Annotated in this window: 28 protein-coding genes; 15 read left to right on the forward strand and 13 right to left on the reverse strand. The window is 65.3% G+C overall.

The window, feature by feature from the left end; translation table 11 throughout:
- The first annotated feature begins 99 nt into the window (after positions 1 to 99).
- On the forward strand, positions 100 to 333 hold the full coding sequence (locus IE126_RS10100) for a hypothetical protein (RefSeq protein ID WP_189380889.1): 234 nt from the start codon (positions 100 to 102) through the stop codon (positions 331 to 333).
- 151 nt (positions 334 to 484) lie between these two features.
- Here IE126_RS10100 and IE126_RS10105 read toward each other — a convergent pair whose 3' ends face one another.
- A complete protein-coding gene (locus tag IE126_RS10105; RefSeq protein ID WP_189380890.1) occupies positions 485 to 1,519 on the reverse strand; it encodes a dipeptidase in 1,035 nt (344 codons plus the stop codon).
- Between the two features lie 155 nt (positions 1,520 to 1,674).
- Between IE126_RS10105 and IE126_RS10110 the strand changes: the two genes are divergently transcribed.
- The 5 genes from IE126_RS10110 to IE126_RS10130 are packed head-to-tail and all read left to right on the forward strand — an operon-like array spanning position 1,675 to position 6,863.
- Complete coding sequence (locus tag IE126_RS10110; protein WP_189380891.1) at positions 1,675 to 3,273, forward strand: ABC transporter substrate-binding protein; 1,599 nt, start codon at positions 1,675 to 1,677, stop codon at positions 3,271 to 3,273.
- A gap of 43 nt (positions 3,274 to 3,316) precedes the next feature.
- Positions 3,317 to 4,369 (forward strand): ABC transporter permease, encoded by a 1,053-nt coding sequence (locus IE126_RS10115; protein ID WP_082400862.1) that lies wholly within the window; start codon positions 3,317 to 3,319, stop codon positions 4,367 to 4,369.
- A gap of 4 nt (positions 4,370 to 4,373) precedes the next feature.
- Positions 4,374 to 5,279, forward strand: a complete 906-nt coding sequence (nikC, locus tag IE126_RS10120; RefSeq protein WP_054302532.1) for a nickel transporter permease — start codon at positions 4,374 to 4,376, stop codon at positions 5,277 to 5,279.
- Entirely contained in the window at positions 5,276 to 6,112 is an 837-nt protein-coding gene (locus tag IE126_RS10125) for an ABC transporter ATP-binding protein (protein WP_189380892.1), read from the forward strand. Before nikC ends, IE126_RS10125 begins: the two co-directional genes overlap by 4 nt.
- 1 nt (position 6,113) lies before the next feature.
- Positions 6,114 to 6,863 (forward strand): ABC transporter ATP-binding protein, encoded by a 750-nt coding sequence (locus IE126_RS10130; protein WP_189380893.1) that lies wholly within the window; start codon positions 6,114 to 6,116, stop codon positions 6,861 to 6,863.
- Positions 6,864 to 6,887: 24 nt separating this feature from the next.
- On the opposite strand, the gene IE126_RS10135 is transcribed toward IE126_RS10130, so the two are convergent.
- On the reverse strand, positions 6,888 to 7,580 hold the full coding sequence (locus tag IE126_RS10135; protein WP_054302529.1) for a glutathione S-transferase N-terminal domain-containing protein: 693 nt from the start codon (positions 7,578 to 7,580) through the stop codon (positions 6,888 to 6,890).
- Positions 7,581 to 7,743: 163 nt separating this feature from the next.
- On the opposite strand from IE126_RS10135, the gene mscL reads away from it, so the two are divergent.
- A complete protein-coding gene (mscL, locus tag IE126_RS10140) occupies positions 7,744 to 8,169 on the forward strand; it encodes a large conductance mechanosensitive channel protein MscL (protein WP_054302528.1) in 426 nt (141 codons plus the stop codon).
- 73 nt (positions 8,170 to 8,242) lie between these two features.
- On the opposite strand, the gene ald is transcribed toward mscL, so the two are convergent.
- Positions 8,243 to 9,361 (reverse strand): alanine dehydrogenase, encoded by a 1,119-nt coding sequence (ald, locus tag IE126_RS10145; RefSeq protein ID WP_189380894.1) that lies wholly within the window; start codon positions 9,359 to 9,361, stop codon positions 8,243 to 8,245.
- A gap of 170 nt (positions 9,362 to 9,531) precedes the next feature.
- Here ald and IE126_RS10150 point away from each other — a divergent pair, with 170 nt between their 5' ends.
- From IE126_RS10150 to IE126_RS10160, 3 genes are read left to right on the forward strand one after another with little or no spacing between them, the layout of a single operon-like run.
- Positions 9,532 to 9,990, forward strand: a complete 459-nt coding sequence (locus IE126_RS10150) for an Lrp/AsnC family transcriptional regulator (protein ID WP_054302526.1) — start codon at positions 9,532 to 9,534, stop codon at positions 9,988 to 9,990.
- A gap of 49 nt (positions 9,991 to 10,039) precedes the next feature.
- Positions 10,040 to 10,873 carry an arsenate reductase/protein-tyrosine-phosphatase family protein gene (locus IE126_RS10155; protein WP_108128547.1) on the forward strand — a complete coding sequence of 278 codons (834 nt, stop codon included), beginning with the start codon at positions 10,040 to 10,042 and terminating at the stop codon, positions 10,871 to 10,873.
- Positions 10,870 to 11,520 carry an aquaporin gene (locus tag IE126_RS10160; protein ID WP_054302524.1) on the forward strand — a complete coding sequence of 217 codons (651 nt, stop codon included), beginning with the start codon at positions 10,870 to 10,872 and terminating at the stop codon, positions 11,518 to 11,520. Before IE126_RS10155 ends, IE126_RS10160 begins: the two co-directional genes overlap by 4 nt.
- Positions 11,521 to 11,590: 70 nt before the next feature.
- Here IE126_RS10160 and rpsU read toward each other — a convergent pair whose 3' ends face one another.
- A complete protein-coding gene (rpsU, locus tag IE126_RS10165) occupies positions 11,591 to 11,797 on the reverse strand; it encodes a 30S ribosomal protein S21 (RefSeq protein ID WP_082400860.1) in 207 nt (68 codons plus the stop codon).
- 106 nt (positions 11,798 to 11,903) lie between these two features.
- Between rpsU and IE126_RS10170 the strand changes: the two genes are divergently transcribed.
- Together IE126_RS10170 and IE126_RS10175 are read left to right on the forward strand one after the other, a co-directional pair.
- Positions 11,904 to 12,599, forward strand: a complete 696-nt coding sequence (locus tag IE126_RS10170; RefSeq protein ID WP_189380895.1) for a COQ9 family protein — start codon at positions 11,904 to 11,906, stop codon at positions 12,597 to 12,599.
- The gene (locus IE126_RS10175) at positions 12,596 to 13,591 is read left to right on the forward strand and encodes an NAD(P)H-quinone oxidoreductase (protein WP_189380896.1); all 996 of its coding nucleotides are present in this window, start codon (positions 12,596 to 12,598) and stop codon (positions 13,589 to 13,591) included. Before IE126_RS10170 ends, IE126_RS10175 begins: the two co-directional genes overlap by 4 nt.
- A 60-nt stretch (positions 13,592 to 13,651) precedes the next feature.
- On the opposite strand, the gene pheT is transcribed toward IE126_RS10175, so the two are convergent.
- Positions 13,652 to 16,069, reverse strand: coding sequence for a phenylalanine--tRNA ligase subunit beta (pheT, locus tag IE126_RS10180; protein WP_189380897.1), 2,418 nt, complete (start codon positions 16,067 to 16,069; stop codon positions 13,652 to 13,654).
- 155 nt (positions 16,070 to 16,224) lie between these two features.
- Here pheT and IE126_RS26275 point away from each other — a divergent pair, with 155 nt between their 5' ends.
- Positions 16,225 to 16,356: a hypothetical protein gene (locus IE126_RS26275; RefSeq protein WP_255349797.1), complete on the forward strand. Its 132-nt coding sequence runs from the start codon at positions 16,225 to 16,227 to the stop codon at positions 16,354 to 16,356.
- A gap of 7 nt (positions 16,357 to 16,363) precedes the next feature.
- Here the strand turns inward: IE126_RS26275 and IE126_RS10185 are convergent, their stop codons facing one another.
- From IE126_RS10185 to mobA, 3 genes are read right to left on the reverse strand one after another with little or no spacing between them, the layout of a single operon-like run.
- A complete protein-coding gene (locus IE126_RS10185; protein WP_054302519.1) occupies positions 16,364 to 16,945 on the reverse strand; it encodes a GNAT family N-acetyltransferase in 582 nt (193 codons plus the stop codon).
- Positions 16,942 to 17,778: a molybdopterin guanine dinucleotide synthesis gene (locus IE126_RS10190; RefSeq protein WP_189380898.1), complete on the reverse strand. Its 837-nt coding sequence runs from the start codon at positions 17,776 to 17,778 to the stop codon at positions 16,942 to 16,944. Before IE126_RS10190 ends, IE126_RS10185 begins: the two co-directional genes overlap by 4 nt.
- Positions 17,766 to 18,347, reverse strand: a complete 582-nt coding sequence (gene mobA / locus IE126_RS10195; protein ID WP_189380899.1) for a molybdenum cofactor guanylyltransferase MobA — start codon at positions 18,345 to 18,347, stop codon at positions 17,766 to 17,768. Before mobA ends, IE126_RS10190 begins: the two co-directional genes overlap by 13 nt.
- A 91-nt stretch (positions 18,348 to 18,438) precedes the next feature.
- Between mobA and IE126_RS10200 the strand changes: the two genes are divergently transcribed.
- Both IE126_RS10200 and IE126_RS10205 read left to right on the forward strand, forming a co-directional pair.
- Positions 18,439 to 19,143: an AzlC family ABC transporter permease gene (locus IE126_RS10200; RefSeq protein ID WP_054302516.1), complete on the forward strand. Its 705-nt coding sequence runs from the start codon at positions 18,439 to 18,441 to the stop codon at positions 19,141 to 19,143.
- Complete coding sequence (locus IE126_RS10205; protein WP_054302515.1) at positions 19,140 to 19,493, forward strand: AzlD domain-containing protein; 354 nt, start codon at positions 19,140 to 19,142, stop codon at positions 19,491 to 19,493. The genes IE126_RS10200 and IE126_RS10205 overlap by 4 nt, the downstream gene beginning before the upstream one ends.
- Positions 19,494 to 19,505: 12 nt before the next feature.
- On the opposite strand, the gene IE126_RS10210 is transcribed toward IE126_RS10205, so the two are convergent.
- The 5 genes from IE126_RS10210 to IE126_RS10230 all read right to left on the reverse strand — a co-directional run bounded on the left by IE126_RS10210 (position 19,506) and on the right by IE126_RS10230 (position 23,668).
- Positions 19,506 to 20,144, reverse strand: a complete 639-nt coding sequence (locus IE126_RS10210) for a hypothetical protein (RefSeq protein WP_108128554.1) — start codon at positions 20,142 to 20,144, stop codon at positions 19,506 to 19,508.
- 84 nt (positions 20,145 to 20,228) lie between these two features.
- On the reverse strand, positions 20,229 to 20,363 hold the full coding sequence (locus IE126_RS10215; protein WP_054302513.1) for an aa3-type cytochrome c oxidase subunit IV: 135 nt from the start codon (positions 20,361 to 20,363) through the stop codon (positions 20,229 to 20,231).
- 73 nt (positions 20,364 to 20,436) lie between these two features.
- Positions 20,437 to 20,934, reverse strand: a complete 498-nt coding sequence (locus tag IE126_RS10220; protein WP_054302512.1) for a DUF6173 family protein — start codon at positions 20,932 to 20,934, stop codon at positions 20,437 to 20,439.
- A complete protein-coding gene (locus tag IE126_RS10225) occupies positions 20,931 to 21,971 on the reverse strand; it encodes an MBL fold metallo-hydrolase (protein WP_407646016.1) in 1,041 nt (346 codons plus the stop codon). The genes IE126_RS10220 and IE126_RS10225 overlap by 4 nt, the downstream gene beginning before the upstream one ends.
- The gene (locus IE126_RS10230) at positions 21,968 to 23,668 is read right to left on the reverse strand and encodes an acyl-CoA dehydrogenase (protein WP_108128556.1); all 1,701 of its coding nucleotides are present in this window, start codon (positions 23,666 to 23,668) and stop codon (positions 21,968 to 21,970) included. The genes IE126_RS10225 and IE126_RS10230 overlap by 4 nt, the downstream gene beginning before the upstream one ends.
- Positions 23,669 to 23,733 lie beyond the last annotated feature (65 nt).

The raw sequence follows: 23,733 nt of genomic DNA on the forward strand, positions 1-23,733 counted from the left end.
GGTGATCCATGAAACGCGCCCCTCGCAGCCGTCAACGCCATGATTTATATGCGAAATATCACGATTACGACAGCGAAATCAGCGACTTACTTGGAGAATGTGGGCTCAATCCTTCGGCCTGTGCTGCTGATGGAAAAGCTGGGGCGGGCGGGCTTTGGCGCGATCTCCGGCGCGGCGGCGGTCGCGCCCATTCTTGCGATCGCGGCAGCGCCTTCTGTCGGCGCGGCGCTGCTGGGCCTCGGTGGCGTGCCCGCCCTGCTGGGCACCGGCACCGCGCTCGCGCTGGGGGCGCTTTGTCTCGGCGCATTCGTCACGCGACAGCCGTTGCAATGAGTATTTGGGCAAGAAGCAAACCAAGGCCACCGGCGGGGCGGTGAACGGCGCGCCACGACTGCGCCGCGCCTGAGGGCCGTTCTCCGTCCCCTTGCCGCGGTCTGCTCTTGCTTCTTGTCCAAATACTCGAAAGCCGACCGCGCAGCCTGGCTCAGCCGATGGTGCGGCGCAGCAGGTCTATCCAGTTGCCCCAGCACAGCCGCGCGATCAGGGCTTCACCATAGCCCGCGCATTCCATCGCGGTGGTCAGCAGCGGCAGATCGGCCGCCGATCCCATCCAGCCGGGGATGGTGGTACCGTCGAAGTCCGATCCGAGCGCCACGCCGCCTTCGCCCAGCCGGGCGATGAGGTGGTCAAGGTGGCGGATCATCTGTTCGACAGGCATGTCGGGGTTCTTCACCCCATCCTCCCGCAGGAAGCCCACGCCAAAATTCAGCCCGCAAAGCCCGCCGGTTTCGGCCATGGCGTCCAGCTGGCGGTCGGTCAGGTTACGGGTGGCGGTGCACAGCGCATGGGCGGCGGAATGGGTGGAGACAAGTGGTTTGGTGCTGATCTTCGCGACATCCCAGAACCCGGCCTCGTTCAGATGCGCGAGGTCCAGCAGCACGCCCAGCCGGTCACATTCGGCGACCAGCCGCTTACCCGCATCCGTCAGGCCGGGGCCGGTATCGGGCGAGGCGGGGAAGTTGAAGGGCACGCCGTGGCCGAAGATATTGTCGCGGCTCCAGACCGGGCCGAGGCTGCGCAACCCGGCGGCATGCAGGACATGCAATTCGTCCAGCCCGGCGCCGATGCCTTCACAGCCCTCGACGTGCAGGATGGCGGCGATGGCGCCCTCGGCGCGTGCGGTTTCGATCTCGGCCACGCTGCGGCAGAGGCGAAAGCTCTCGGGGTGGTTTGCCGCCATGCGGATCAGGATGGCGGCCTGTTCCAGCGTCACGCGATGGGCCTTGGCAGTATCTACCGGGGGAAAAGCGCGCAGGGTGGCGGCCGGGTTCGGGGCGTCCTGCGGCTCGCCGGGCACCCAGATCGCGAAGAACCCCCCTGCAAAGCCGCCCGCGCGGCAGGCGTCCAGCGAGATGTCGCCTTTGCGCCCGGTGAAGAAGCTTTCGCCCGTGCTGTCACCTTCAAACCAGAGGCGCGACAACAGATCGTTGTGGCCATCGAAAATGGCGAAACGGGTCATGGGTTGCTCCTTTTTCCGGCGTGTTGCGGGGCCGATCTGCCCATGTTTCAGGGCTGTTGACAAGCCCGGTGCAAAATTGCCCAATCGGTCAGGATTTCCCGGCAAGGGCCGCCGGAATCGCCACGATAATCACAACAAGAACCAGGGAGTTCACCATGACGTTTGACCTGACCGCGCGTCGCTTCGGGCTGGCTGCCGCCGCCGCGCTGATGCTGGGTGCGGCGCCTGCCGCGCTTCTGGCCGCGACGCCGCCTGATGCGCTGGTGATCGCGGATGCGATTGACGATATCGTGTCGCTGGACCCGCAGGAGGCCTACGAATTCTCTGGTCTCGATGTGGTGAACAACATCTATGACGGTCTGGTGGAGCTGGACCCGTCGCAGCCCTCCGGGCCGCAGCCGGGTCTGGCCGAAAGCTGGGAGGTCAGCGAGGACGGCCTGACCTTCACCTTCAAGATGAAGTCGGGCATCACCTTCAGCAGCGGCAATCCGGTGACGGCCGAGGATGCGGCCTTCTCGCTGCGCCGTGCGGTGAAGATCAACAAATCGCCCGCCTTCATCCTCAACCAGTTTGGCTGGACGGCCGAGAATGTGGACGAGATGGTGAAGGCCGAGGGGGATACCGTGGTGCTGAAGGTTGATCAGCCCTATGCGCCGACCTTCCTTTACAACTGCCTCACGGCCGGTGTGGCCTCTGTCGTCGATATGAAGACGGTGATGGAGCATGAGGTCAACGGTGACATGGGCAACGAATGGCTGAAGACCAATTCGGCTGGTACCGGCGCCTTCATCCTGAAAAGCTACAAACCGAACGAGGGTTACCTGCTGGAAGCGCGTCAGGGCCACTGGCGCGGCGATGCCAAGGTGAAATCGGTGTTCATGCGCCATGTGCCCGAGGCCGCGACGCAGCGTCTGCTGCTGGAGAAGGGCGATATCGACATCGCGCGCGAACTGACGCCGGTGGACATTGAAGGCATCGCCGGAAATGCCGATCTGAAGATCCAGAAGGATGTCGGCGGGCAGATCTTCTATCTGTCGTTCAACCAGAAGAACGAGAATTACAAGAACGAGAAGTTCCTCGATGCGATGCGCTGGGCCATCGACTATCAGGGGCTGGCCGACACCGTGCTGAAGGGCAACATGGTGGTGCATCAGGCCTTCCTGCCGAAGGGCTATCTGGGCGCGCTGGAAGACACGCCCTATAGCCTTGACGTGGAAAAGGCGAAGGCGCTGCTGGCCGAAAGCGGCGTGCAGAACCCCAAGGTGGTGATGGATGTGCGCAATGCTGCTGACCGGATGGAAATGGCGCAGTCGATCCAGAACACTTTCGGCCAGGCCGGGATCGAGGTGGAGCTGAACATCGGCGAGGGCGCGGAACAGCTCAAGCGCTATCGCGCGCGCCAGCATGATGCCACGCTGCAAAGCTGGGGGCCGGATTACCCGGACCCGCAGACCAATGCCGGGTCGTTCGCCTGGAACCCCGACAATGCCGACGAGGCGAAGGTCGGCACGCTGGCCTGGCGCAATGCCTATGATCCCGGCAAGCTGAACGACATGACCTCGGCCGCGGTGATGGAGCGGGACGGCGACAAGCGGAAGGCGATGTATGAGGAAGAGCAGAAGCTGCACCGTGAAACCTCGCCCTTCATCGTGATGTTCCAGATCGGCTACAACTCGGCCATGCGCAGCAATGTCAGCGGCTTCTACACCGGCGGCGCGATCGACTCGGCCGCTTACTGGCTTGTGACCAAGTAAGAGGATGGCCCCCGGCCGTACGGGCCGGGGGCCGCCCTGACCGATGACTGTATCGCTTTCCTCCTCCCGCTGGATGGCCCGCCTGCGCGGCCTTGGCGGCGCGGCCTTTTCACTGGCCGTCACGCTGCTCGGGCTTTTGTTCGTCACCTTCATCATCAGCCGTGTCGTGCCCATTGACCCGGTGATCGCCATTGTCGGCGAACGCGCCTCGGAGGCGCAGATCGAAACCGCGCGCGTGGCGCTGGGGCTCGATAAGCCCCTGTGGCAGCAATTCTTCATTTTCGTCGGCAATGCGTTGCAAGGTGACCTTGGCACCTCGATCCGCACCGGCGAGCCGGTGATTCAGGCTGTGACGCGTGCCTTTCCGGCGACGCTGGAACTGGCAACGCTGGCCACCATTCTGGGCGTCATCGCGGGCGTTCCGGCAGGTGTGCTGGCGGCGACTCGGCCGGGCAGTCTGGCCGACCATTTCGTGCGGCTGGTCGGGCTGATGGGCTATTCCATGCCGGTGTTCTGGCTGGGGCTGATCGGGCTTTTGCTGTTCTACGGCGTGCTGGGCTGGGTCGGCGGGCCGGGGCGGCTGGATGCGGCCTTCGACATGTTCTACGAATTCGAGGTGACGCCCTATACCGGCATGATCCTGATCGACACTGCGCTGGCGGGACGATGGGACATGTTCGTCAACGCGATCTCCCACATCATCCTGCCCGCCGGGCTGCTGGGCTATGTCTCCATGGCCTATATCAGCCGGATGACCCGCAGCTTCATGATGAATGAGCTGGGGCAGGAATATATCACCACCGCCCGCGTGAAGGGCATGCCGGAATGGCGGGTGATCTGGGTCCATGCCATGCGCAACGTGATGGTGCCGCTGATCACCGTCATCGCGCTGAGCTATGCCTATCTGCTGGAAGGTTCGGTGCTGACCGAGACGATCTTCGCCTGGCCCGGCCTTGGCAGTTACATCACCGACGCGCTGCTGGTGAATGACATGCCTGCCGTGCTGGGCGGCACGGTTGTCGTGGGCGTGGCCTTCGTGGTGCTGAACCTTGTTTCCGACCTGCTCTACCGGCTGGTCGATCCGCGTGCGAGGTAAGGCGATGAGCACATTGACAGAATGGCTGCGCGACCCAAACCCGACCTCGCGGCGGCAGGCGAAGCTTGGCCAGTTGTGGCTGGGCTGGCTGCGTCTGAAACGCAACCCGCTGGCCATGGCGGGGCTGGTGATCATCGGGCTTCTGCTGGTGATCGCCGCTTTCGCGCCGGTGCTGGCGACACATGACCCGATTGCACAGAACCTGCAAAACCGTCTGCAACCGCCGCTGACGCCGGGGCACTGGCTGGGCACCGACGACTTCGGCCGCGATATCTGGAGCCGGATCGTCTATGGCTCGCGTATCACGCTTTACATCATCGCGCTGGTGGCGGTGACGGCGCCCTTGATCGGGCTGATGGTCGGCACGGTTGCGGGTTATTTTGGCGGCTGGGTCGATGCTGTTCTGATGCGGCTGACCGACATCTTTCTGGCCTTCCCGCGTCTCATCCTCGCGCTGGCGCTGGTGGCCGTGCTGGGGCCGGGGATCGAAAATGCGGTGCTGGCCATCGCGCTGACCGCATGGCCGCCCTATGCCCGCGTCGCCCGGGCCGAAACGCTGACCGTGCGCAATTCCGACTATATCGCCGCAGTGCGCCTGCAAGGGGCGGGCGCGGGGCGGATCATCTGGGGTCATATCGTGCCGATGTGCCTGCCTTCGGTCATCATCCGGGTGACACTGGACATGGCCGGGGTGATCCTGATTGCCGCCGGTCTGGGCTTCCTTGGCCTTGGCGCACAACCGCCCTTGTCGGAATGGGGTCTGATGATCAGCGCGGGCCGCAAATACCTGTTCGAGCAATGGTGGGTCGCCACCATGCCTGGCCTTGCCATCTTCATCGTCAGCCTTGGCTTCAACCTGCTGGGCGATGGTTTGCGCGACGTGCTGGACCCGAGGAGTGCCGCGAAATGACGCTGCTGTCGGTAAAGAACCTGCGCGTGACCTTCGATACCGAAACCGGGCGGGTAGAGGCCGTGCGTGGCGTTTCGTTCAGCCTCGGGCGGGAACGGCTGGGCATCGTGGGCGAAAGCGGCTCGGGCAAGACGATGACGGGGCGGTCGGTTCTGCGGCTGATCCGGCCTCCGGGGCGGATCGAGGCGGACGAGATGCGCTTTGACGGGCAGGATCTGATGCGCCTCACGGAACGCGAGATGCGAGCCCTGCGCGGGCCGCGTATCGCCATGGTGATGCAGGACCCGAAATACAGCCTCAACCCGGTGATGCGGGTGGGCGATCAGTTGATGGAGGGGTTGCGCAAACGCGACCGTCTGGGCCGTGCCGAGGCGCGCGCCAAGGCTATCGCCGCGCTGGAGGCGGTGCAGATCCGCGACCCGGAACGGGTGATGGAGGCTTATCCGCATGAACTGTCCGGCGGGATGGGCCAGCGGGTGATGATTGCCATGATGCTGATCCCGAACCCCGACCTGCTGATCGCGGATGAGCCGACCAGCGCACTGGATGTGACGGTGCAGGCCGAGGTTCTGAAAATCCTTGACGATCTGGTGCGCAGCCGGGGCATGGGGCTGATCTTCATCAGCCACGATCTGCGGCTGGTGGCGCGGTTCTGCGACCGCGTACTGGTGATGTATAAGGGGCGCGTGGTCGAGGAACTGGCCGCCGCCGACCTTCTGCATGCAAAGCATCCCTATACACAGGGCCTGCTGAACTGCCTGCCGCGCATTGGCGGCGACCGGGGGCCGTTGCCCGGGCTTGACCGCGATGCCGCTTGGGCGAAAGAGGTCTGAGATGAGCCTGATCGAGATTGATGACCTTTCTGTCACCTTCACCGCACAGGGCCGCGAGGTGCGCGCAGTGCAGGGCGTCAGCTTGCGCGTCGATATGCGCGAAAGTTTCGGGCTGGTGGGCGAAAGCGGCTCGGGGAAGTCCACCATCCTGCGGGCGATCTGTGGCCTTGCGCCGGTGTCGGGCGGCAGCATCCGCATCGGCGGTGAGGCGCTGCGCCACGACCGCGCCTTTGCCCGCCGGGTGCAGATGGTGTTCCAGGACCCTTATGCAAGTCTGCACCCCCGGCACACGTTGGATCGAACACTGTCGGAGCCGCTGGCGATTCATGGCATAGGCGGCGCGGATCAGCGGGTGATGCGGGCGCTGGAGGATGTGGGCCTGCCGTCCAGCTTTCGCTTCCGCTATCCGCATCAGCTCTCAGGTGGGCAGCGCCAGCGCGTTGCCATCGCCCGCGCGCTGATGCTGGAACCGGAAATCCTGCTGCTGGACGAGCCGACCTCTGCGCTGGATGCCAGTGTGCAGGCCGAGGTGCTGAACCTGCTGGCGCGGCTGAGGGCGGAAAGGGGGCTGACTTTCCTGATGGTCAGCCATGACCTCGCGGTGATCGACCATATGTGCGACCGGGTGCTGGTGATGCAGCACGGCCGTGCAGTGGAGGAGCTGACGCGCGCAGAACTGGCCGGGGCGCGGATGCAGACCGATTACGCCCGCAGCCTGTTCGAGGCCAGCGCCGACCGGCTGATGGGGTAGGGGGCCGATGGCCCCCTTTCCGGTTCAGCCTCGGGCGGGGATTTTCATGCCGCGCTGCACGGCCGGGCGGGCAAGAAAACGCTCCAGATAGGCGGGCACGTTCTTCAAATCGTCCCAGCCGGCAATTCCGGCAGCCTTGTAGAAGTTCAGCAGCGTGTTGAGCCAGGGACAGATCGCAATATCGGCGATCGAGAATTCGCCTGCGACCCACTCGCGTCCTTCCAGCGCGCCATCCAGCACCTTCAGCAGCCGTGCCGCCTCGGCGCGGTAGCGTTCCTTCGGGCGGGGATCGTCAATCTCTTTCCCGGCAAAATGGTGAAAGAAGCCAAGCTGGCCGAACATCGGCCCAAGCCCGCCCATCTGGAACATCAGCCATTGCAGCACCTCATAGCGGCGGTCCTGCGGCAGCAGCTTGCCCGATTTCTCGGCCAGATAGATCAGGATGGCGCCGCTTTCGAACAGCGGCAGCGGCGTGCCGCCGGGGCCGTTCGGATCAAGGATCGCCGGGATCTTGTTGTTGGGGCTGAGGCTCAGGAATTCCGGGGTGAACTGGTCGTTGGTGCCGAAATCAACCAGATGCGCCTCGTAATCGAGTCCCATTTCCTCCAGCGCGATGGAGACCTTGACCCCGTTCGGGGTGGTCAGGGAATAAAGCTGGATTGCCTCGGGGCGGGTGGCGGGCCAGCGGCGTGTAATCGGGAAAGCGGCGAGCGTCATATGGGCAGCCTTTCTGTTGCGCTGTGACAGAGTTAGGCCCATTTTCCCCATCACAAAAGGTACAGGGCTGTGCGATACTGCGGTCACGTCTGTGCGGGCAGACGCCGGGGACATGGCGCCATGTGAAGTGCCAGCCGGTCAGGTCACAAGAAGGGACTGGGTAATGTTGAATGAATTCAAGGCGTTCATCGCAAAAGGCAATGTGGTGGACCTTGCGGTCGGTATCATCATCGGTGCAGCTTTCACGGCCATCGTGAATTCGCTGGTGGCCGATCTGATCAACCCGATCATCGGGATGGTGACGGGCGGGATCGACTTCTCGAACCTGTTCATCAATCTGGGCGATGGTGAATATACCTCGCTGGCCGCCGCGAAAGAGGCTGGTGCGCCTGTCTTCGCTTATGGTTCGTTCATCACTGCGGTAATCAATTTCCTGATCATCGCCTGGGTCGTCTTCCTGCTGGTGAAGGCGGTGAACCGTCTGAAAGAGGCGACTGTCCGCAAGGAAGAGGCGGCCGCTGCCGCTGCGCCCGCTGGCCCGACCGAGCTTGAGGTGCTGCTGGAAATCCGCGACGCGCTGAAGAAGTGATTGCGTGAAATTCAAAAGCCCCCCGCATCGGCGGGGGGCTTTTTCGTGCTCGGATGTCGGCTCTGTGCAAGGGTCAGAGTGCCAGCGCTTCTGTCGCGCCGATGGTCGGCAGGCCAAGTGCCGCGCCAACGGCGGCATAAGTGAGCTTGCCCTTGTGGGTATTGAGGCCCGCCAGCAGATGCCTGTCCTCGGCGCAGGCCTGTTTCCAGCCCTTGTCGGCCAGGGCCAGCATGAAGGGCATGGTGGCATTCCCCAGTGCCTGGGTCGAGGTGCGCGCGACCGCGCCGGGCATATTGGCCACGCAGTAGTGCATGATGCCGTCGACCTCGTAAATCGGGTCCTGGTGCGTGGTGGCGTGGCTGGTTTCGAAACAACCGCCCTGGTCGATGGCTACGTCCACCAGCGCCGCGCCGGGCTTCAGTTCAGCCAGTTGCGCGCGGGATATCAGCTTGGGCGCGGCCGCACCGGGGATCAGAACCGCGCCGATGATCAGGTCGGCCTCGCGGGCAAGAGCGATGGTGTTGCCCGCGCTGGCATAGGCATTCTTGAACTCGCGCCCGAACACATCGTCCAGATAGCGCAGGCGGTTCACCGAACGGTCGATCACCGTCACATCAGCGCCCATTCCGGCGGCGACCCTGGCGGCATGGGTGCCGACGACTCCGCCGCCGATGACCAGCACCTTGCCCGGCAGCACACCCGGCACGCCGCCCAGCAGAACGCCGCGCCCGCCATTGGCCTTTTGCAGGGTCCAGGCGCCGACCTGCGGTGCGAGCCGCCCGGCGACCTCTGACATCGGCGCCAGCAGCGGCAGCCCGCCGCGATCATCTGTCACGGTTTCGTAGGCGATGGCCGTCACGCCGCTGTCCAGCAGGTCCTTTGTCTGTGCCGGATCGGGGGCCAGGTGCAGATAGGTGAACAGCACCTGCCCCTCGCGCAGGCGCTTGCGTTCGATGGCCTGCGGCTCTTTCACCTTCACGATCATCTCGGCCTGCGCGAAGATTTCCTCCGCCGTGCCCAGAATGGTGGCACCCGCCGCCACATAGTCAGAATCAGAAAAGCCGGCCCCCGCGCCGGCATTCGTTTCGATCATCACGCTATGGCCGTGATTTACCGCCTCTTTTACCGCGTCGGGAGTCATCCCGACGCGGAACTCCTGCGGTTTGATTTCTTTCGGGCATCCGATCTTCATGTGTCACACTCCCTGAGCGCCGCCTTTTCCGGGGCATCCCCCGCGCGGCCTGTGCCAATCAGCCTGCCGCAGAATCGGCACAAGAAATTTGTTTTCAGGCTGTATCTTGCCCATGGCTGTGCAAGAATATGGATTGAAACCCGCCAATAACCGAAGAAATCTTCGAAACCATGGAACTTGACGCAACAGACCGCCGCATTCTTGCTGCATTGCAGAAAGATGGCCGTATCACCAATGCAGAGCTTTCGGAACAGGTGCATCTGTCCGCATCGGCCTGCCACCGCCGGGTGCAACGGCTGGAGGAGGAGGGGTTCATCGCAGGCTATGTCGCCCTGCTGGACCCGCGCCGCCTCGGTCGTCCGACGACGGTGTTCGTGGAAATTACCCTGCAAGGGCAGGCGGATGAGTTGCTGGATGCGTTTGAACGTCAGGTGGCGCGCATCCCCGACATTCTGGAATGTCACCTGATGGCGGGCAGCGCCGACTACCTGCTGAAGATCGTGGCCGAGGATACCGAGGATTTCGCCCGCATCCACCGCCAGTACCTCAGCCGGTTGCCGGGCGTGGCGCAGATGCAAAGTTCCTTCGCGTTGCGAACGGTGGTCAAGACCACGGCCTATTCGGTCTGATCGCGAAACCGGCTTGCGATGGCGGTTATATTTCGATATTTCGGGAATCATGGATATATTGGCCGCGCAAACCGCTTTTCAGGCCCTGGGACAGATCTCGCGGATCGAGGTCTTTCGTCTTCTGGTTCAGGCTGGCCCCGAGGGGCTGGCGGCGGGCGACATCGCCCGTCAGCTTGACCTGCGCCAGAATACGCTGTCTTCGCAACTGGCGCAGTTGCAGGCGGCGGGTCTGATCGTGCCCGCGCGCGACGGCAGATCCATCCGCTACAGTGCCAATATGACCAGCCTGCGTGCGCTTGTGGGCTGGCTGCTGGAGGATTGCTGCGGCGGCGATGCAACCCTTTGTGCGCCGGTGCTGGACAGCATCGTATGCGCCTGCGAAAGGCCCGCCATGTCGCGCAGCTTCAACGTGCTGTTTCTTTGCACCGGAAATTCCGCCCGCTCCATTCTGGGTGAAGGCATCCTGAACCATGTGGGGGCGGGCCGGTTCCGCGCCTATTCCGCCGGGTCGCGGCCGGGCGGTGCCCCCAATCCCTTCGCGCTGGATCTGCTGCGGCGAGAAGGCATCGACACCGGCTTTGCCCGTTCCAAAAGCTGGGACGAATTCGCCGGGCCGGAGGCACCGAAGATGGATTTCGTCTTTACCGTCTGCGACAGCGCGGCGGCAGAGGAATGTCCGTTCTGGCCGGGCCAGCCGGTGACGGCGCATTGGGGGCTGCCTGACCCTGCGGCGGTGGAAGGCTCGGATGCACAAAAGGCGCTGGCCTTCGCTGAAACCTACAGGGCGCTGAGCCGCCGGATCGCCGCATTCACCGCGCTGCCGCTGGACAGTCTGGACCGGATGTCGCTGCAAAGCCGCCTCAAGCAGATCGGCAACGAATGACCGCCCGGCAGCTTGTGGCCGAGGCGCTGGGCACCGCGCTGCTGGTGGCGGTTGTCGTGGGATCGGGCATCATGGCCAGCCGGTTGACCGAAGATACGGCGCTGGCGCTTCTGGCCAATGCACTGGCGACGGGGGCGGGGCTTTATGTGCTGATCACCGTCTTCGCGCCGGTTTCGGGGGCCGAGTTCAACCCGGCCGTCACGCTGCTCGGGTTGATGCAGGGGCGGCACCGTCCCTTTGCGGCGCTATTGCGCATCATCGCGCAGGTCGGTGGCGGGGCCGCAGGCACGATTTTGACCCATGCCATGTTCGGCCTTGCGCTGGTGCAGGCCGGGGCCACAGTGCGCAGTGGCGGGCCGCAATGGCTGGCCGAGGGAGTGGCGACTTTCGGGCTGGTGCTGGCAATCCTGGGCGCGGGCACGCGCGCGGCCCCGGTGGTGGCGTGCTACATCACCGCCGCCTACTGGTTCACCGCCTCGACCTCTTTCGCCAATCCGGCGGTGACGATTGCCCGCGCCCTGACCGACAGTTTCGCAGGCATCCGCGCCGTGGATGCACCGGGCTTCATTCTGGCGCAGCTTGTCGGGGCAGGGGGCGCGGCGCTTCTTGGGCCATGGCTGTTTCGCCCCGTTCCCGCCACAAAATGAAAAACCCCCGGCCTGGGCGCGGGGGTTCCTCGAAAGGCGGGTTACCCCGCCCAGAGTTCAGACACGTCTCTCAGAGAGCGCCTTCACGTTGAGCCTTCTTGCGCGCGAGCTTGCGCGCACGGCGGATCGCTTCGGCTTGCTCACGGGCTTTCTTGACCGACGGCTTCTCGAAATGCTGCTTGAGCTTCATTTCGCGGAACACGCCTTCGCGCTGGAGCTTTTTCTTCAGGGCGCGGAGCGCCTGTTCGACGTTGTTGTCACGAACGCTGACCTGCATGTGGTTGTCACCACCTTCCTAAGCTAGAGTTGCACTGATGTGCAGGCCCGCGGGCCATAGCAAAAGCCGCGGGACTTGTCTACCTTCCGACGGGAAAGGAGCCGCCATGACCGAGGAAAACCCGCTGAATGCCGCCCGCGAGGCGGTGATCGGGGCCGCACTGGCCCATGTGCCCTTTGATGGCTGGTCTGAAACCACGCTGAAGGCCGCGCTGGCCGATTCGGGGGTGGAACCTGCTTTGGGCGCCGCGCTGTTCCCGCGCGGTGCTCTCGATCTGGCGCTGGCCTATCACCGGCAGGGCGATACCCGCATGATGGAGGCGCTGGCCGCGACGGACCTTGACGTCCTGCGCATTCGTGACCGCATTGCCCGCGCCGTGATGACCCGGCTCGATCTGGTCGAGGACAAAGAGCTTGTCCGCCGGGGCAGCACCTTCTTTGCCCTGCCGCAGAACGCGGCCGAAGGCGCGCGGGCGATCTGGGGCACGGCGGATGCGATCTGGACGGCGCTCGGCGATACCTCGGATGACGTGAACTGGTATTCCAAGCGCGCCACGCTGTCGGCGGTTTATTCCGCCACCGTGCTGTACTGGCTGGGGGATGACAGTCCGGGGCACGAAGCCACGCGCGATTTTCTTGACCGCCGCATCGGCGATGTCATGCAGTTCGAGAAGATGAAGGCGGCGGTGCGCTCTAACCCCTTGGGCAAGGCGCTGCTGGCCGGGCCGATAAAACTGATGGAGCAGATCAGGGCGCCGCGCGCGCCTGCGGATTTGCCGGGAAGCTTGAAGGACAGGACATGACGCTACCGCCCCCCCATGTGATGACGGCGATCGAGATTTCCGAACCCGGCGGGCCGGAGGTTCTGCGGCCGGTCGAGGTGACGGTGCCGGTGCCGGGCCATGGCGAAATTCTGATCCGGGTGGCCTACGCCGGGGTGAACCGCCCTGACGCGCTGCAACGGGCCGGGCTTTACGCGCCGCCCCCCACCGCCTCGCCCCTGCCGGGGCTGGAGGCCTCGGGCTGGGTTGCCGCCGTTGGCCCCGGTGTGACCAAATGGCAGGAAGGCGACCGCGTAACTGCGCTGCTGCCCGGGGGCGGTTACGCCGAATATGCCGTGACGCCGGAAGATCATGCCCTGCCAATGCCCGAGGGCATCGGGTTGAAAGAGGCCGCCTGCCTGCCCGAGACCTGCTATACCGTCTGGTCCAACGTCATGCTGCGTGGCGGCCTGCGCGCGGGCGAGCGGTTTCTGGTCCATGGCGGGGCGTCTGGGATCGGGACGACGGCGATCCAGATGGCCCGTGCCCTGGGTGCCCGTGTTTTCGCCACTGCCGGCAGCCCCGAGAAATGCGCGGCCTGCGAGGCTTTGGGGGCCGAGAAAGCGGTGAACTATCACGAAGAGGATTTCGTGAAGGTGATGAAGGCCGAGGGCGGCGCGCATGTCATCCTCGACATGGTGGGCGGCGATTACATCCAGCGCAACGTCAAGGCGCTGGCAGACGAGGGGCGGCTGGTGCAGATCGCCTTCCTCAAGGGATCGAAAGCCGAGTTGAACTTCGCCGAGGTGATGATGCGGCGGCTGACGATCACGGGGTCAACCCTGCGACCGCAAAGCGATCTGGCCAAGGCGCGCTATGCCCGTCACCTTGCGAAACACGTCTGGCCCATGGTGGAACGTGGCACGCTGCGCCCGGTGATTGACAGCGAATTTGCGCTGGTGGATGCCGCCAAGGCGCATCACCGGATCGAAAGCTCCGGCCATATCGGGAAGATCGTGCTCAAGGTCGCGTAAGGGCAACCAGATACGCAAAAGGGGCGCCGAGGACGCCCCTTTTTGTTGGGTTTTTGCAGCTTACTTGCGCAGCGTGCCGCCGGTCGCCTTGGCGACCTTCTCGACGATCTTCGCGGAAACCGCCTCGATGTCCTTGTCGGTCAGCGTGGCGTCCTGCGGTTGCAGGCGCACGGTGATGGCCAAAGATTTCTTGCCCGCACCCATTTGCGCCTCGGCCTTTTCGCCGGTGAACTGGTCGAAGACGCGGACGCTTTCGATGAGCGCCTTATCCGAACCTGCGGCGGCATTGACCAGCGTGAGCGCCTCTACGCCCGCATCCACCACGAAGGCGAAATCGCGCTCCACCGCTTGCAGGTCCGAAATGGCCAGCGCCGGGCGGGTCGGTGTCTTGACCTTGGGCTGCGGCACATTGGCGACCTGCACGGTGAAAGCCACGGCCGGGCCTTTCACGTCAAAGGCTTGCAGGATGCGCGGATGCACCTCGCCGAACGTGCACAGCACATTCGGCCCCAGCCCGATCACGCCCGACCGGCCGGGATGGAACCAGCCCGGCACCTTCCGGCTGATCTGCACCTTGGCCGGTGCACCGATGGCGGCCAGCACCGCCTCTGCATCGGCCTTGGCGTCGAACACATCGACCGGGCGGCGCGAGCCGTAGGGATCGCGCGGCGCCGAAGACCCGATCAGGAGGCCGGTCGCCACCGTCGCCTGTTCTCCGGGTTCACCACCCGAAAACACCGGGCCAACCTCAAACAGCGCCAGATCCATGAAGCCACGCGCCTGGTTGCGGGCAGCGGCGCGCAGAAGGCCGGGCAGCAGGTCAGGCCGCAGATGCGTCATTTCCGACGAGATCGGGTTGTCCACCTTCACCGCATCGGTCCCGCCGCCAAAGGCCGCCGCCGCCGTCTGGTCGATGAAGCTGTAGGTCACACATTCATTATACCCAAGCGCCGCGATGGTGCGCCGGGCGGCCTTTTCGCGGGTTTGCAGCGGGGTCAGGATCGGTTTTGGCACACCGGGCAGGGCGCGGGCCATCGGCTTGCCCACCAGTTTCGACAGCGAGGCAACGCGCGCCACTTCTTCCACCAGATCGGCTTCGCCCTGCACATCGGGACGCCACGAAGGCGGGGCGGCCTGATCGCCGGTGAGGGTGAAGCCCAAAGCCGCCAGCGTGGCGCGCTGATCGGCTTCGGGGATTTCCATGCCCACGAGCCGTTCGACACGTTTCGCATCGAAGCGATAGCTGCGCGCGGTATCCGGCACGGCGCCATCGACCACGATCTCCGACGCCTCTCCGCCGCAAAGATCAAGGATCATCTGCGTCGCCAGCTCCAGCCCCGGAAGGGTGAAGGCAGGGTCCACGCCGCGTTCGAACCGATAGCGCGCGTCGGAGTTGACCTTCAGCGCGCGGCCGGTGGTGGCAATGGTGATCGGATCCCAATAGGCCGATTCGAGGAACACATCGGTGGTGTCATCGGTGCAGCCCGAAAGCTCGCCCCCCATGATGCCGGCAAGGCTTTCGGGTTGGGCGTCGTCGGAAATCAGCATCATGCCGGGTTTCAGCGCATAGGTCTTGCCGTCCAGCGCCAGCAGCTCCTCGCCGCCCGCCGCCGGATGGATGCGCAGATCGCCCTTCACCTTGGCCACGTCAAAGACGTGCAGCGGGCGGTTCAGCCCGAAGGTGAAATAGTTGGTGATATCGACCAGCGCCGAGATCGGCCGCAGCCCGATCGCCTTCAGCCGCGCCTGCATCCAGTCGGGCGAGGGGCCGTTCTTCACGCCGCGAATGGTGCGGCCCGCAAACAACGGGCAGCCCTTGGCTTTCAGGCTGTCGTCGATCTTCACGCCGACGGGCGAGGCGAAGCTGCCCTTGATCGCCGGAATGTCGAGGGCTTTCAGCGTGCCAAGGCCGCGCGCCGCCAGATCGCGGGCCAGACCACGCACTCCCAGCCCGTCGGGGCGGTTGGGCGTGATCTTCACATAGATCATCGGGTCATTCAGACCCTTGTAGTCGATGAAGCGCACGCCCACCGGCGCATCCTCGGGCAGGTCGATGATGCCGTTGTGGTCGTCAGACAGTTCAAGTTCGCGTTCCGAGCACAGCATTCCGTTGCTGTCGACGCCACGGATATTGCCCGGCTTCAGGTCAACCCCGGTGCCTGGCACATGGGTTCCGGTCGGGGCGAACACGCCCACGAGACCAGTGCGCGCATTCGGCGCGCCGCAGACCACCTGCACCTCCTCCATTGCGCCTTCCGGCCCGTTCGGCCAGGTGGCGACGCGGCAGACCCGCAGTCGGTCGGCATTGGGGTGCTGCACCGCCTCTATCACACGGCAAATGCGGAAGGCGCCCAGCTTCACCTCAGGATTCTCGACCTCCTCGACCTCGTGGCCGAGATCGGTGAGAGCGGTCAGGATCTGATCCAGCGTTGCGCTGGTTTCAAGATGATCCTTCAGCCAGGACAGGGTGAATTTCATGGCACGCCTCTTGATTTTCGTGCCTTGGCCTTAGCGCATCGCGGCGCGAAGGGGAAGGGTGACGGGAGGCCGGTTTCTGCCGGGGAAACGGGCTGTCCACGTCGTGCATTGGGCTTGTTAATGATTGTGGTCGAAATGTGGTGTAAATGAGGCCTATGAGTGACTGGCTTGAAATCCCGCAGGATCGTCCGCAATCGCGCCCGCAGCGTCTGGCGGTGTTGATGGGGCTGACCATACTTCTGGTGCTGGTCTCGGGTCTGCGGGCAGGGGCGGTTCCGCTGCCCTGACCGGCTGTCAAAGCCGCCTTATCATGGTTTCGGCGCTTTCAAAGCCGAAGGCATGGCGCAGAAGGCCCAGCCGCATCACCTCGGTGCCCTCGAAACCGTGCCGGGCGTAAAGCGCGCGGGCGCGTGTATTGGTATCCACGACCTCCAGCCGCACCTCGCCATAGCCGCGCTGGCGGGCAAGGTCGCACAGGGCCTCGACCAGCGCGCTGCCGATGCCGTGGCCGCGCGCGTCTTCCGCAACACAGATGCCGTCGACCAGGAAGCGGCGATTGTCGACCTCGTTACCAAGGGCGGCCAGCAAAGCGATGCGCCATGCGCCCCCGGCCATACCGAAGGTGGCGCGCAGGTCAGACCATTTGCCATCGGCAAAGCCGCCCTCCGGGGATTTGAAGCCGGCAAGGCCCAGCAGCCGTCCCTGACCCACCGCGCCGATGGCGTGATCGGCGCGGATGACCCGGTTCAGATAGGCCAGCGCCATCGGTTCCGGCCCCAGCACGCGACCCAGCTTGCCGCTGAACGCCTGCCAGTACAGCCGCGCGGCTTCGGTGCGGTGTTCGGGGGCAATGCCAAGGGTCAGACGCAGGCTCATGCCAGTCCGGCCCGGAGCAAGGGCTCCTGTCCCGCGCCGAGCACCCAGCCCTCTTCCGACCTGGCTTCCGGCGGGCATTCCAGCAGCGCAGGCAGGTGCCCGGCCCCGGCAAGGCGATAGAGCGCACGCGCCAGAAGCCGCACCTGCGCGCGGTCTTTCACCGCGTCGCCCTCAGCGCGCACTTCGGCATCCAGGAGCGAGGGATATACCTCGGCCAGCGTGATGCGCGCGGGCGGCTCGAACGGCCAGACGGCGGTCCCGGGGCGCCGGGCCAGACGGGCGACCACCGGCAGGCCGGTCAGCGATTGTGACCCGACCGAGCCGGTGGTGTACAGCTTCCAGACCGGCTGGGCGCGCCGGATTCGCTGTTCCACCCCGCGCCGTTCGGTCAGCCCGAGCGCGGCATAATCCACGATCTTTCGGCGGGGCAGGCCGGGCAGGTCGACCGTGACCGGGCATCCCCAGAACGGGCCGCCGCCGCCCAGACGACGATTGATTGCCGCCGCCAGTTCGAAGCGGTTGTTGGCATTGTCCGGCCCGTCCTGCACCGCGCGTTCCAGCCAGTCGTGCAGACTGCGCGCCGTGGCCTGCCCGGTCAGCCGGGCGGCGAAACCGGCGGGATAACCCATCGGAAAGTCGAACCCCACCAGCCACTCGCCGGTCGCTGTTTCCGCGATGATCCGCGCCTCGGCCTCGGCCCTTGTCCGGCAGTAGATCTGACGCTCGCCCGCAGCGGTGCACAGGCCGATCCAGATGGCATCGGCGCTGTCGCGCGCCGGGGTGGGGCGGCTGGCCGCCGACCAATCCACCACGGCGATGTTCAGCCCGCGCATCGGATCGCCTGTTCCGCCGCTGCAAGGTCGTCCTGGGTGTTCAGGTTGAAGAACGGATCGGGTGTGCCGCCGGGGAAGGGGGCGGCGACGGCGCCATGGGCCGTGCAGAAGTCCATCATCCGCGCCTTGCCCGCAGCCAGCCAGCCCCGCAGGGCGGCGCGCAGCGCCAGCGGCCACAGCGCGAAGGTCGGATGCGCGCGGCCACCACATGTGGCATAGGCCAGTCCGCCATCGGCGGCCATCCACAGGCGCGGCACCAGATCGCCGGGGAAGAACGGGGTATCCACCGCCACGCTGACAAGCGCATCCGCGCCTTCGCTGGCCTCCAGCGCCGCCAGAATGCCCGACAGCGGCCCTTGCGACACATCATCGGCGAGCACGGGCAGGCCGGTGAAGGCCAACCGCGCCGGATCGCCATTGGCCGAAAGACAAAGCCTGTAAACTTGCGGTTCAAGGCGCGCGATGGCGTTCAGGATCAGAGGCTGGCCCGCCAGCGGCAGCAATGCCTTGTCAGCACCGCCCATGCGTCGCCCGCCGCCGCCTGCAAGGATAACCCCGTCGATGCGCATGACCTCCTCCGGGTTGCAGCCCGCCCCGCAAAGCCCTAAGCCTTCTGCACCGGCCGGTAAAGCCGGTTCCTCCGACATGCCGGATTGTCCCATGCCTTCTCCACTGCGCGCCGCTTTCCTGCGCGGCCTTGCCGCCTCCTTGCCTTTCGTGCTGGTCATCGGACCGTTCGGAACCCTGTTTGGCGTGGTCGCCACCGGGGCGGGGATGACGGTGCTTGAAACCATGGGGTTTTCGGTGGTGGTCATCGCCGGCGCCGCGCAGTTCGCGGCGGTGCAGCTGATGCAGGACGGCGCGCCGCTGGTGGTGGTGATCTTCACCGCTGCCGCCGTGAACCTGCGCATGGCGATGTATTCCGCCTCGCTGGCGCCGCATCTGGGGCTGGCGAAGCTGTGGCAGCGGGCACTGATTTCCTACCTTCTGGTGGATCAGAGCTATGTCGCTGCCATCACCGAGTTTACCCGCAACCCGGATCGCCCGGTGGCAGAGAAAGTCGCCTATTTCTTTGGCACGGTCAGCCTTGTCGTGCCGCTTTGGTATCTGTCCACCTGGGGTGGGGCAGCTTTTGGCAAGGCGATTCCGTCTGACCTCGCGCTGGATTTCGCCGTGCCCATCGCCTTTCTGGCGATGATCGCCCCGGTCCTGCGCACACCTGCGCATTATGCCGCCGCCCTTGTTTCGGTCGGGGGCACGCTGGCCCTGTGGTGGATGCCCTATTCCTCTGGGCTGCTGGTCGCCTCGGCGGCGGCGATGGTCGTCGGGGCGCTGGTTGAAACCCTGTGGGAGAAACGCGCATGAGTCCCGATCAACTGCCCGAGATCATCGCGGTCAAATGGAAGCTCTGGACCCTGATCGTGGCGCTGGGGGCTCTGACCTTCGCGCTGCGCTTTTCGTTCCTGGGGGTGATCGGGGCGCGGCCTCTGCCGCCGATGGTGCTGCGGCTGCTGCGCTATACGCCGATGGCGGTGATTCCGGGGCTGGTGGCGCCCGCCGTGCTGTGGCCCGCCGCGACGGGCGGCGAGACAGATCCGGTGCGGCTTGCCGCTGCGGTGATGACGGTGCTGGCCGGGGTGATCACCCGCAACACGCTGGCGTCGATCGGCGCAGGTGTTGCGGTGCTGTTCGGTCTGCCGCTGCTGCTGGGCTGAGCCCGCCGCGCCTTACTGCGCGGCGGCGGCATCCTGCTCCGCCAGACGGGGATCGCCCGCCTGCACCAGCAGAACGCCATGATTGTCGTCGGCATCATCGTCGGTGATCTTGCGTTCGGTCACGCCAGGCAACTTGCCGAATTCTTCCATCAGCTTCTTCGGGAACCAGGTGTGCGGCAGGGTTTCAAAGCCGGGGACGCCCCGCAGGATGGTCGAGACGGCATCGGTGCAATGCGCCTTCGGCACCGCGCCGTAGGACATCGCGCGCTGCATCGCCAGTTGCGCGGCCTCGGGCGAGACGATCTTGGTCTGCTCGACGACGTAGTAGGTTTCGCGGGCGTGATAGTCGATGTAGAAATTGACCATCTTGTCGGTCATGCCGAAATGCACGTCATTGCGTTCGGCCAGACGCGGCAGTTTCCAGCTTCCCGCCGGATCGAACATGATCCGCTGCGAGCCGTTGATCATCAGCCCTGCATGCGCGCCCGAGCCGTTGCGGGTGCTGATCACCGTAAACAGCGTGATCGCGGGCGGGCCGTCATGCACATAGCGCGCCTTTGCGACGGCTTCATCCGGTGCCCAGGTCGGCTCGGCTGCGCCGCAGGCGGACAGGGTTGCGACGAGGGCAACACAAAGCAGATGGCGGCGCATCGGGCGCTCCTTCAGGATGTCGGGCAGGAGGTCGGGGCCGGGCCGGGGTTCGACCCCCGGGGCCCGGTCCGCCGGAGACCGGGATCAGGAATTGGCCAGAGCCATGAAGATCAGCACGCCGATGGCGATGCCTGCGCCCCAGGTCGACATGCGGATGAAGCCCGCGAAGGTCTTTTCGTGTTCGCGGATGTCCATGCTGCCATGCTTGTGTTCGGCCATAGGTGCGTCTCCCGGATCTGCCGTGATTTTCCAACCCGATACCTGATTCACCGGGGGCTGTCACCTCCCCGCGTCACGCTTCGGGGGCAGGGTGTTGCGGCTCCGCCGGGGCCGGTTCGTCCCAGTCCTGCGCCAGACGAAAGCCGATGCGGCGTGGCGGGGCGTCGGGCATTTCGCGCGGGATGGCCCGCAGCGCGACATTCAGCTGGCTGACATGCTGCACAAGCTGCATCTTCGCCCCGTCCTCGTCCCGACCGTAGAAGGTGATCAGATCGGGGTCGAAATAGCCCAGCCCCTCGATCCGCAGCACGCCGACCTCGCCCCCCGCGAATCCCATCGCCACCTCATGTCTGGCATCAAGCTGGCTTTCGAAATTGCGGATATAAAGGATGAGCCGCTCATAGGCCCATTCGGCCGGGCTTTTCTGTTCCACGGGTTTGCGCGCCACGGCGGCGGGCAGGGGCTGCTGTTCTGCCGTTTCCGGCGCATCCGGGTCGGCATGGACGACATGGGCGCAAGGCAGGGCGCTGGCTTCCAGAACCTCGGCAGAGGTGGCGATTTCGTCGATCATATGCGGCTCCACATCCAGGCTCCTTCCGGGGACAGGTCGCGTTTCGCAAGCCCCCTGTGCAGAAGGTAGGTCAGATGTGCCATGGCTTCCACCATCGCAAGGCCATATTCCCCGTCACCGATGCTGCGGCGGAAGAGGGCAGGGAAGCACCCCGTCGCGGTCTGTGGCTGTTCCAGATGCGCCAGAAGGCGGGTGATGGCGCTGTCGTGGTTTTCCTCAAGCTGGTGCAGCCGCAGTGGCAGGCCGGTGAAGGGCAACTTGTGTCCGGGCAGCACCAGATGCCGGGGTTCGGCCAGTGTGGCGAAGCGGCGGCAGCTGTCGATCCAGTCGCCCAGCGGGTCGGCCAGCGGTTCGGTCGGATAGACCCCGATATTGGGCGAGATCGAGGCCAGAAGCTGATCGCCGCCGATCACCAGATCGTCGCTCTCGCTCCAGAAGGTCGCGTGTTCGGGGGCGTGGCCATCGCCGCAATGCACCCGCCAGCGCCGCCCGCCCATGGTCAGGCTGTCGCCGTCGGCGGTGCGGGTAAAGCCCAGTGGCAGCGGATGCACGACGTCGCAGAAGTTGAAGGGCCGTTCCGTCGCGCGCTTTTCCAGCAGTGCCGCATCCATCCCGGCACTGCGCCAGAAGGCGAGCTGTTCCGGCGTGGCGGCGGGCTGTTCGTCCAGCGTCAGCATGCGGGCATAAAGCCAGGCGGTGCGGGTGGTCACAAGCTCCGCCCCGCGTGCCATGAACCATCCGGCAAGACCAATATGGTCGGGATGGTGATGCGTCACCACCACCCGCCGCACCGGGCGGCCCGCCAGCGGGCCATCCAGAAGCGCCTGCCATTCGGTGCGCGCGCGGCGGGTATCCAGCCCGGTGTCGATCAGTGTCCAGCCGTCGCCCTCGTCCAGCGCGTAGACATTGACGTGATCCAGCGCCATCGGCAGCGGCAGCCGCAGCCACAGAACGCCTTCCGCAATTGCGACCGAGCCGCCCGCTGCGGGCGGCTCGAACGGATAGCGCAGGCCGGTGCTGCGGGTATCGATGCTCACGAGGCCAGCGCCTCGGGGGTGAGGGCATAAAGCCCCGCCGCCCCTTCGCGCATCTGTGCGATCAGCGCGCTATGTTCGGGCATCAGGCGCTTGATGGCAAAGGCCGCCAGCGGTTGCCGTGACGCATCGGCCAGCGCGGCCTTCAGGTGGTAATGTCCGCCCAGCACGCGGGCAAAGGCGCGCAGATAAGGCACGGCCCCGGCGTTGCGATCATTGGCCTCCTGCGCGACCAGCCATTCCGTCGCCTCGCGCAGCGCCTCGGCCGCCGCCCAGACATCGCCCGCCAGGTCGGGCAGCGTGGCGCGCGCCTCGCTGGCGTGATCCTCGATCTCTTGCAGCAGGCGGTAGGCCGCCGCGCCACCGTCCATCATCTTGCGGCCCACGAGATCCATCGCCTGAATGCCGTTGGTACCTTCGTAGATGGAGGTCACCCGCGCGTCACGGCTGAACTGCGCGGCGCCGGTTTCCTCGATGAAGCCCATGCCGCCGTGGACCTGCACGCCCAGATAGGCGACCTCGTTGCCCATATCGGTGCCGTAGGCTTTGGCGATGGGCGTCAGCAGGGCGGCGCGGGCCTGCCAGTCAGCGCTGCCAGTAGCGCGGCCCATGTCGATGGCGACCGCGCAGGCCAGCGCGATGGCGCGGGCGGCAAAGGTTTCGGCCTTCATCTGCCCCAGCATCCGCCGCACATCGGCATGATCGACGATGGCGGTGGCGCCCAGCGGCGTCTTGCCCTGCTTGCGGTCCGTCGCATAGGTCAGCGCGTGCTGGAATGCCGCTTCGGCAATCGCCACGCCCTGCATCCCGACGCCCAGCCGCGCATTGTTCATCATGGTGAACATCGCGGCCATGCCCTTGTGTTCTTCTCCGATCAGCCAGCCGGTCGCGCCGTCATATTGCATGACGGCGGTGGGTGAGCCATGCAGGCCCAGCTTGTGTTCAAGGCTGACGACGCCAAGGCTGTTGCGCTTGCCGGGATTGCCGCTTTCATCGGGGATGAACTTTGGCACCATGAACAGGCTGATGCCTCTGGTTCCGGGGGCGCCATCGGGCAGACGGGCCAGCACGAGGTGGCAGATATTGCCCGCGAAATCATTGTCGCCCCAGGTGATGAAGATCTTCTGCCCTGTCACCGCATAGGTGCCGTCACCATTGCGCTCCGCCTTGGTGCGCAGCGCACCCACATCGGACCCGGCGCCCGCTTCAGTCAGGTTCATGGTGCCGCACCATTCGCCCGAGATCAGTTTCGGGATGTAAAGTTCCTTGATCGCGTCCGAGGCGTGATGCTCCAGCGCCTCGATCTGGCCCTGCGTCATCAGCGGGTTGAGTTGCAGCGACAGGCAGGCGGAGCCGATCATTTCGTTCACGGCGGTGGTCAGCGACATCGGCAGGCCCATGCCGCCATGTTCGGGGCTGGCCGCCATGCCGACCCAGCCACCCTCGGTGATGGCCCTGTAGCCTTCGGCAAAGCCGGGCGAGGTGCGCACGACGCCGTTTTCCAGCTTTGCGGGCGTCAGGTCGCCCGCGCGGTTCAGCGGCGCCAGCACGGTTTCGCACAGCTTGCCCGCTTCGGAGAGAATCGCCTCGACCGTTTCTGGGGTTGCTTCGGCAAAAAGCTCGGTCGCGGCGACCTGATCCATGCCGACCACCTGGTCAAGGACGAAACGGAATTCGGAAACCGGGGCACGGTAGGGCATCTATCCTCCTTCCCGCGCTTGGCAACCGGGGCGCGCGGGTCTATCTGGGGTCATCTGTCGGGGGC

Origin of the sequence: Gemmobacter nanjingensis (assembly GCF_014652195.1) — a bacterium.
In the GTDB taxonomy this organism is placed as follows: Bacteria; Pseudomonadota; Alphaproteobacteria; order Rhodobacterales; family Rhodobacteraceae; genus Gemmobacter; species Gemmobacter caeni.

What these genes read in the sequence shown, in the direction of transcription:
- IE126_RS10105 (WP_189380890.1), bottom strand. Translation starts at nt 1,519, where the DNA reads ATGACCCGTTTCGCCATTTTCGATGGCCACAACGATCTGTTGTCGCGC.
- IE126_RS10110 (WP_189380891.1), top strand. Translation starts at nt 1,675, where the DNA reads ATGACGTTTGACCTGACCGCGCGTCGCTTCGGGCTGGCTGCCGCCGCC.
- IE126_RS10115 (WP_082400862.1), top strand. Translation starts at nt 3,317, where the DNA reads ATGACTGTATCGCTTTCCTCCTCCCGCTGGATGGCCCGCCTGCGCGGC.
- nikC (WP_054302532.1), top strand. Translation starts at nt 4,374, where the DNA reads ATGAGCACATTGACAGAATGGCTGCGCGACCCAAACCCGACCTCGCGG.
- IE126_RS10125 (WP_189380892.1), top strand. Translation starts at nt 5,276, where the DNA reads ATGACGCTGCTGTCGGTAAAGAACCTGCGCGTGACCTTCGATACCGAA.
- IE126_RS10130 (WP_189380893.1), top strand. Translation starts at nt 6,114, where the DNA reads ATGAGCCTGATCGAGATTGATGACCTTTCTGTCACCTTCACCGCACAG.
- IE126_RS10135 (WP_054302529.1), bottom strand. Translation starts at nt 7,580, where the DNA reads ATGACGCTCGCCGCTTTCCCGATTACACGCCGCTGGCCCGCCACCCGC.
- mscL (WP_054302528.1), top strand. Translation starts at nt 7,744, where the DNA reads ATGTTGAATGAATTCAAGGCGTTCATCGCAAAAGGCAATGTGGTGGAC.
- ald (WP_189380894.1), bottom strand. Translation starts at nt 9,361, where the DNA reads ATGAAGATCGGATGCCCGAAAGAAATCAAACCGCAGGAGTTCCGCGTC.
- IE126_RS10150 (WP_054302526.1), top strand. Translation starts at nt 9,532, where the DNA reads ATGGAACTTGACGCAACAGACCGCCGCATTCTTGCTGCATTGCAGAAA.
- IE126_RS10155 (WP_108128547.1), top strand. Translation starts at nt 10,040, where the DNA reads ATGGATATATTGGCCGCGCAAACCGCTTTTCAGGCCCTGGGACAGATC.
- IE126_RS10160 (WP_054302524.1), top strand. Translation starts at nt 10,870, where the DNA reads ATGACCGCCCGGCAGCTTGTGGCCGAGGCGCTGGGCACCGCGCTGCTG.
- rpsU (WP_082400860.1), bottom strand. Translation starts at nt 11,797, where the DNA reads ATGCAGGTCAGCGTTCGTGACAACAACGTCGAACAGGCGCTCCGCGCC.
- IE126_RS10170 (WP_189380895.1), top strand. Translation starts at nt 11,904, where the DNA reads ATGACCGAGGAAAACCCGCTGAATGCCGCCCGCGAGGCGGTGATCGGG.
- IE126_RS10175 (WP_189380896.1), top strand. Translation starts at nt 12,596, where the DNA reads ATGACGCTACCGCCCCCCCATGTGATGACGGCGATCGAGATTTCCGAA.
- pheT (WP_189380897.1), bottom strand. Translation starts at nt 16,069, where the DNA reads ATGAAATTCACCCTGTCCTGGCTGAAGGATCATCTTGAAACCAGCGCA.
- IE126_RS26275 (WP_255349797.1), top strand. Translation starts at nt 16,225, where the DNA reads ATGAGTGACTGGCTTGAAATCCCGCAGGATCGTCCGCAATCGCGCCCG.
- IE126_RS10185 (WP_054302519.1), bottom strand. Translation starts at nt 16,945, where the DNA reads ATGAGCCTGCGTCTGACCCTTGGCATTGCCCCCGAACACCGCACCGAA.
- IE126_RS10190 (WP_189380898.1), bottom strand. Translation starts at nt 17,778, where the DNA reads ATGCGCGGGCTGAACATCGCCGTGGTGGATTGGTCGGCGGCCAGCCGC.
- mobA (WP_189380899.1), bottom strand. Translation starts at nt 18,347, where the DNA reads ATGCGCATCGACGGGGTTATCCTTGCAGGCGGCGGCGGGCGACGCATG.
- IE126_RS10200 (WP_054302516.1), top strand. Translation starts at nt 18,439, where the DNA reads ATGCCTTCTCCACTGCGCGCCGCTTTCCTGCGCGGCCTTGCCGCCTCC.
- IE126_RS10205 (WP_054302515.1), top strand. Translation starts at nt 19,140, where the DNA reads ATGAGTCCCGATCAACTGCCCGAGATCATCGCGGTCAAATGGAAGCTC.
- IE126_RS10210 (WP_108128554.1), bottom strand. Translation starts at nt 20,144, where the DNA reads ATGCGCCGCCATCTGCTTTGTGTTGCCCTCGTCGCAACCCTGTCCGCC.
- IE126_RS10215 (WP_054302513.1), bottom strand. Translation starts at nt 20,363, where the DNA reads ATGGCCGAACACAAGCATGGCAGCATGGACATCCGCGAACACGAAAAG.
- IE126_RS10220 (WP_054302512.1), bottom strand. Translation starts at nt 20,934, where the DNA reads ATGATCGACGAAATCGCCACCTCTGCCGAGGTTCTGGAAGCCAGCGCC.
- IE126_RS10230 (WP_108128556.1), bottom strand. Translation starts at nt 23,668, where the DNA reads ATGCCCTACCGTGCCCCGGTTTCCGAATTCCGTTTCGTCCTTGACCAG.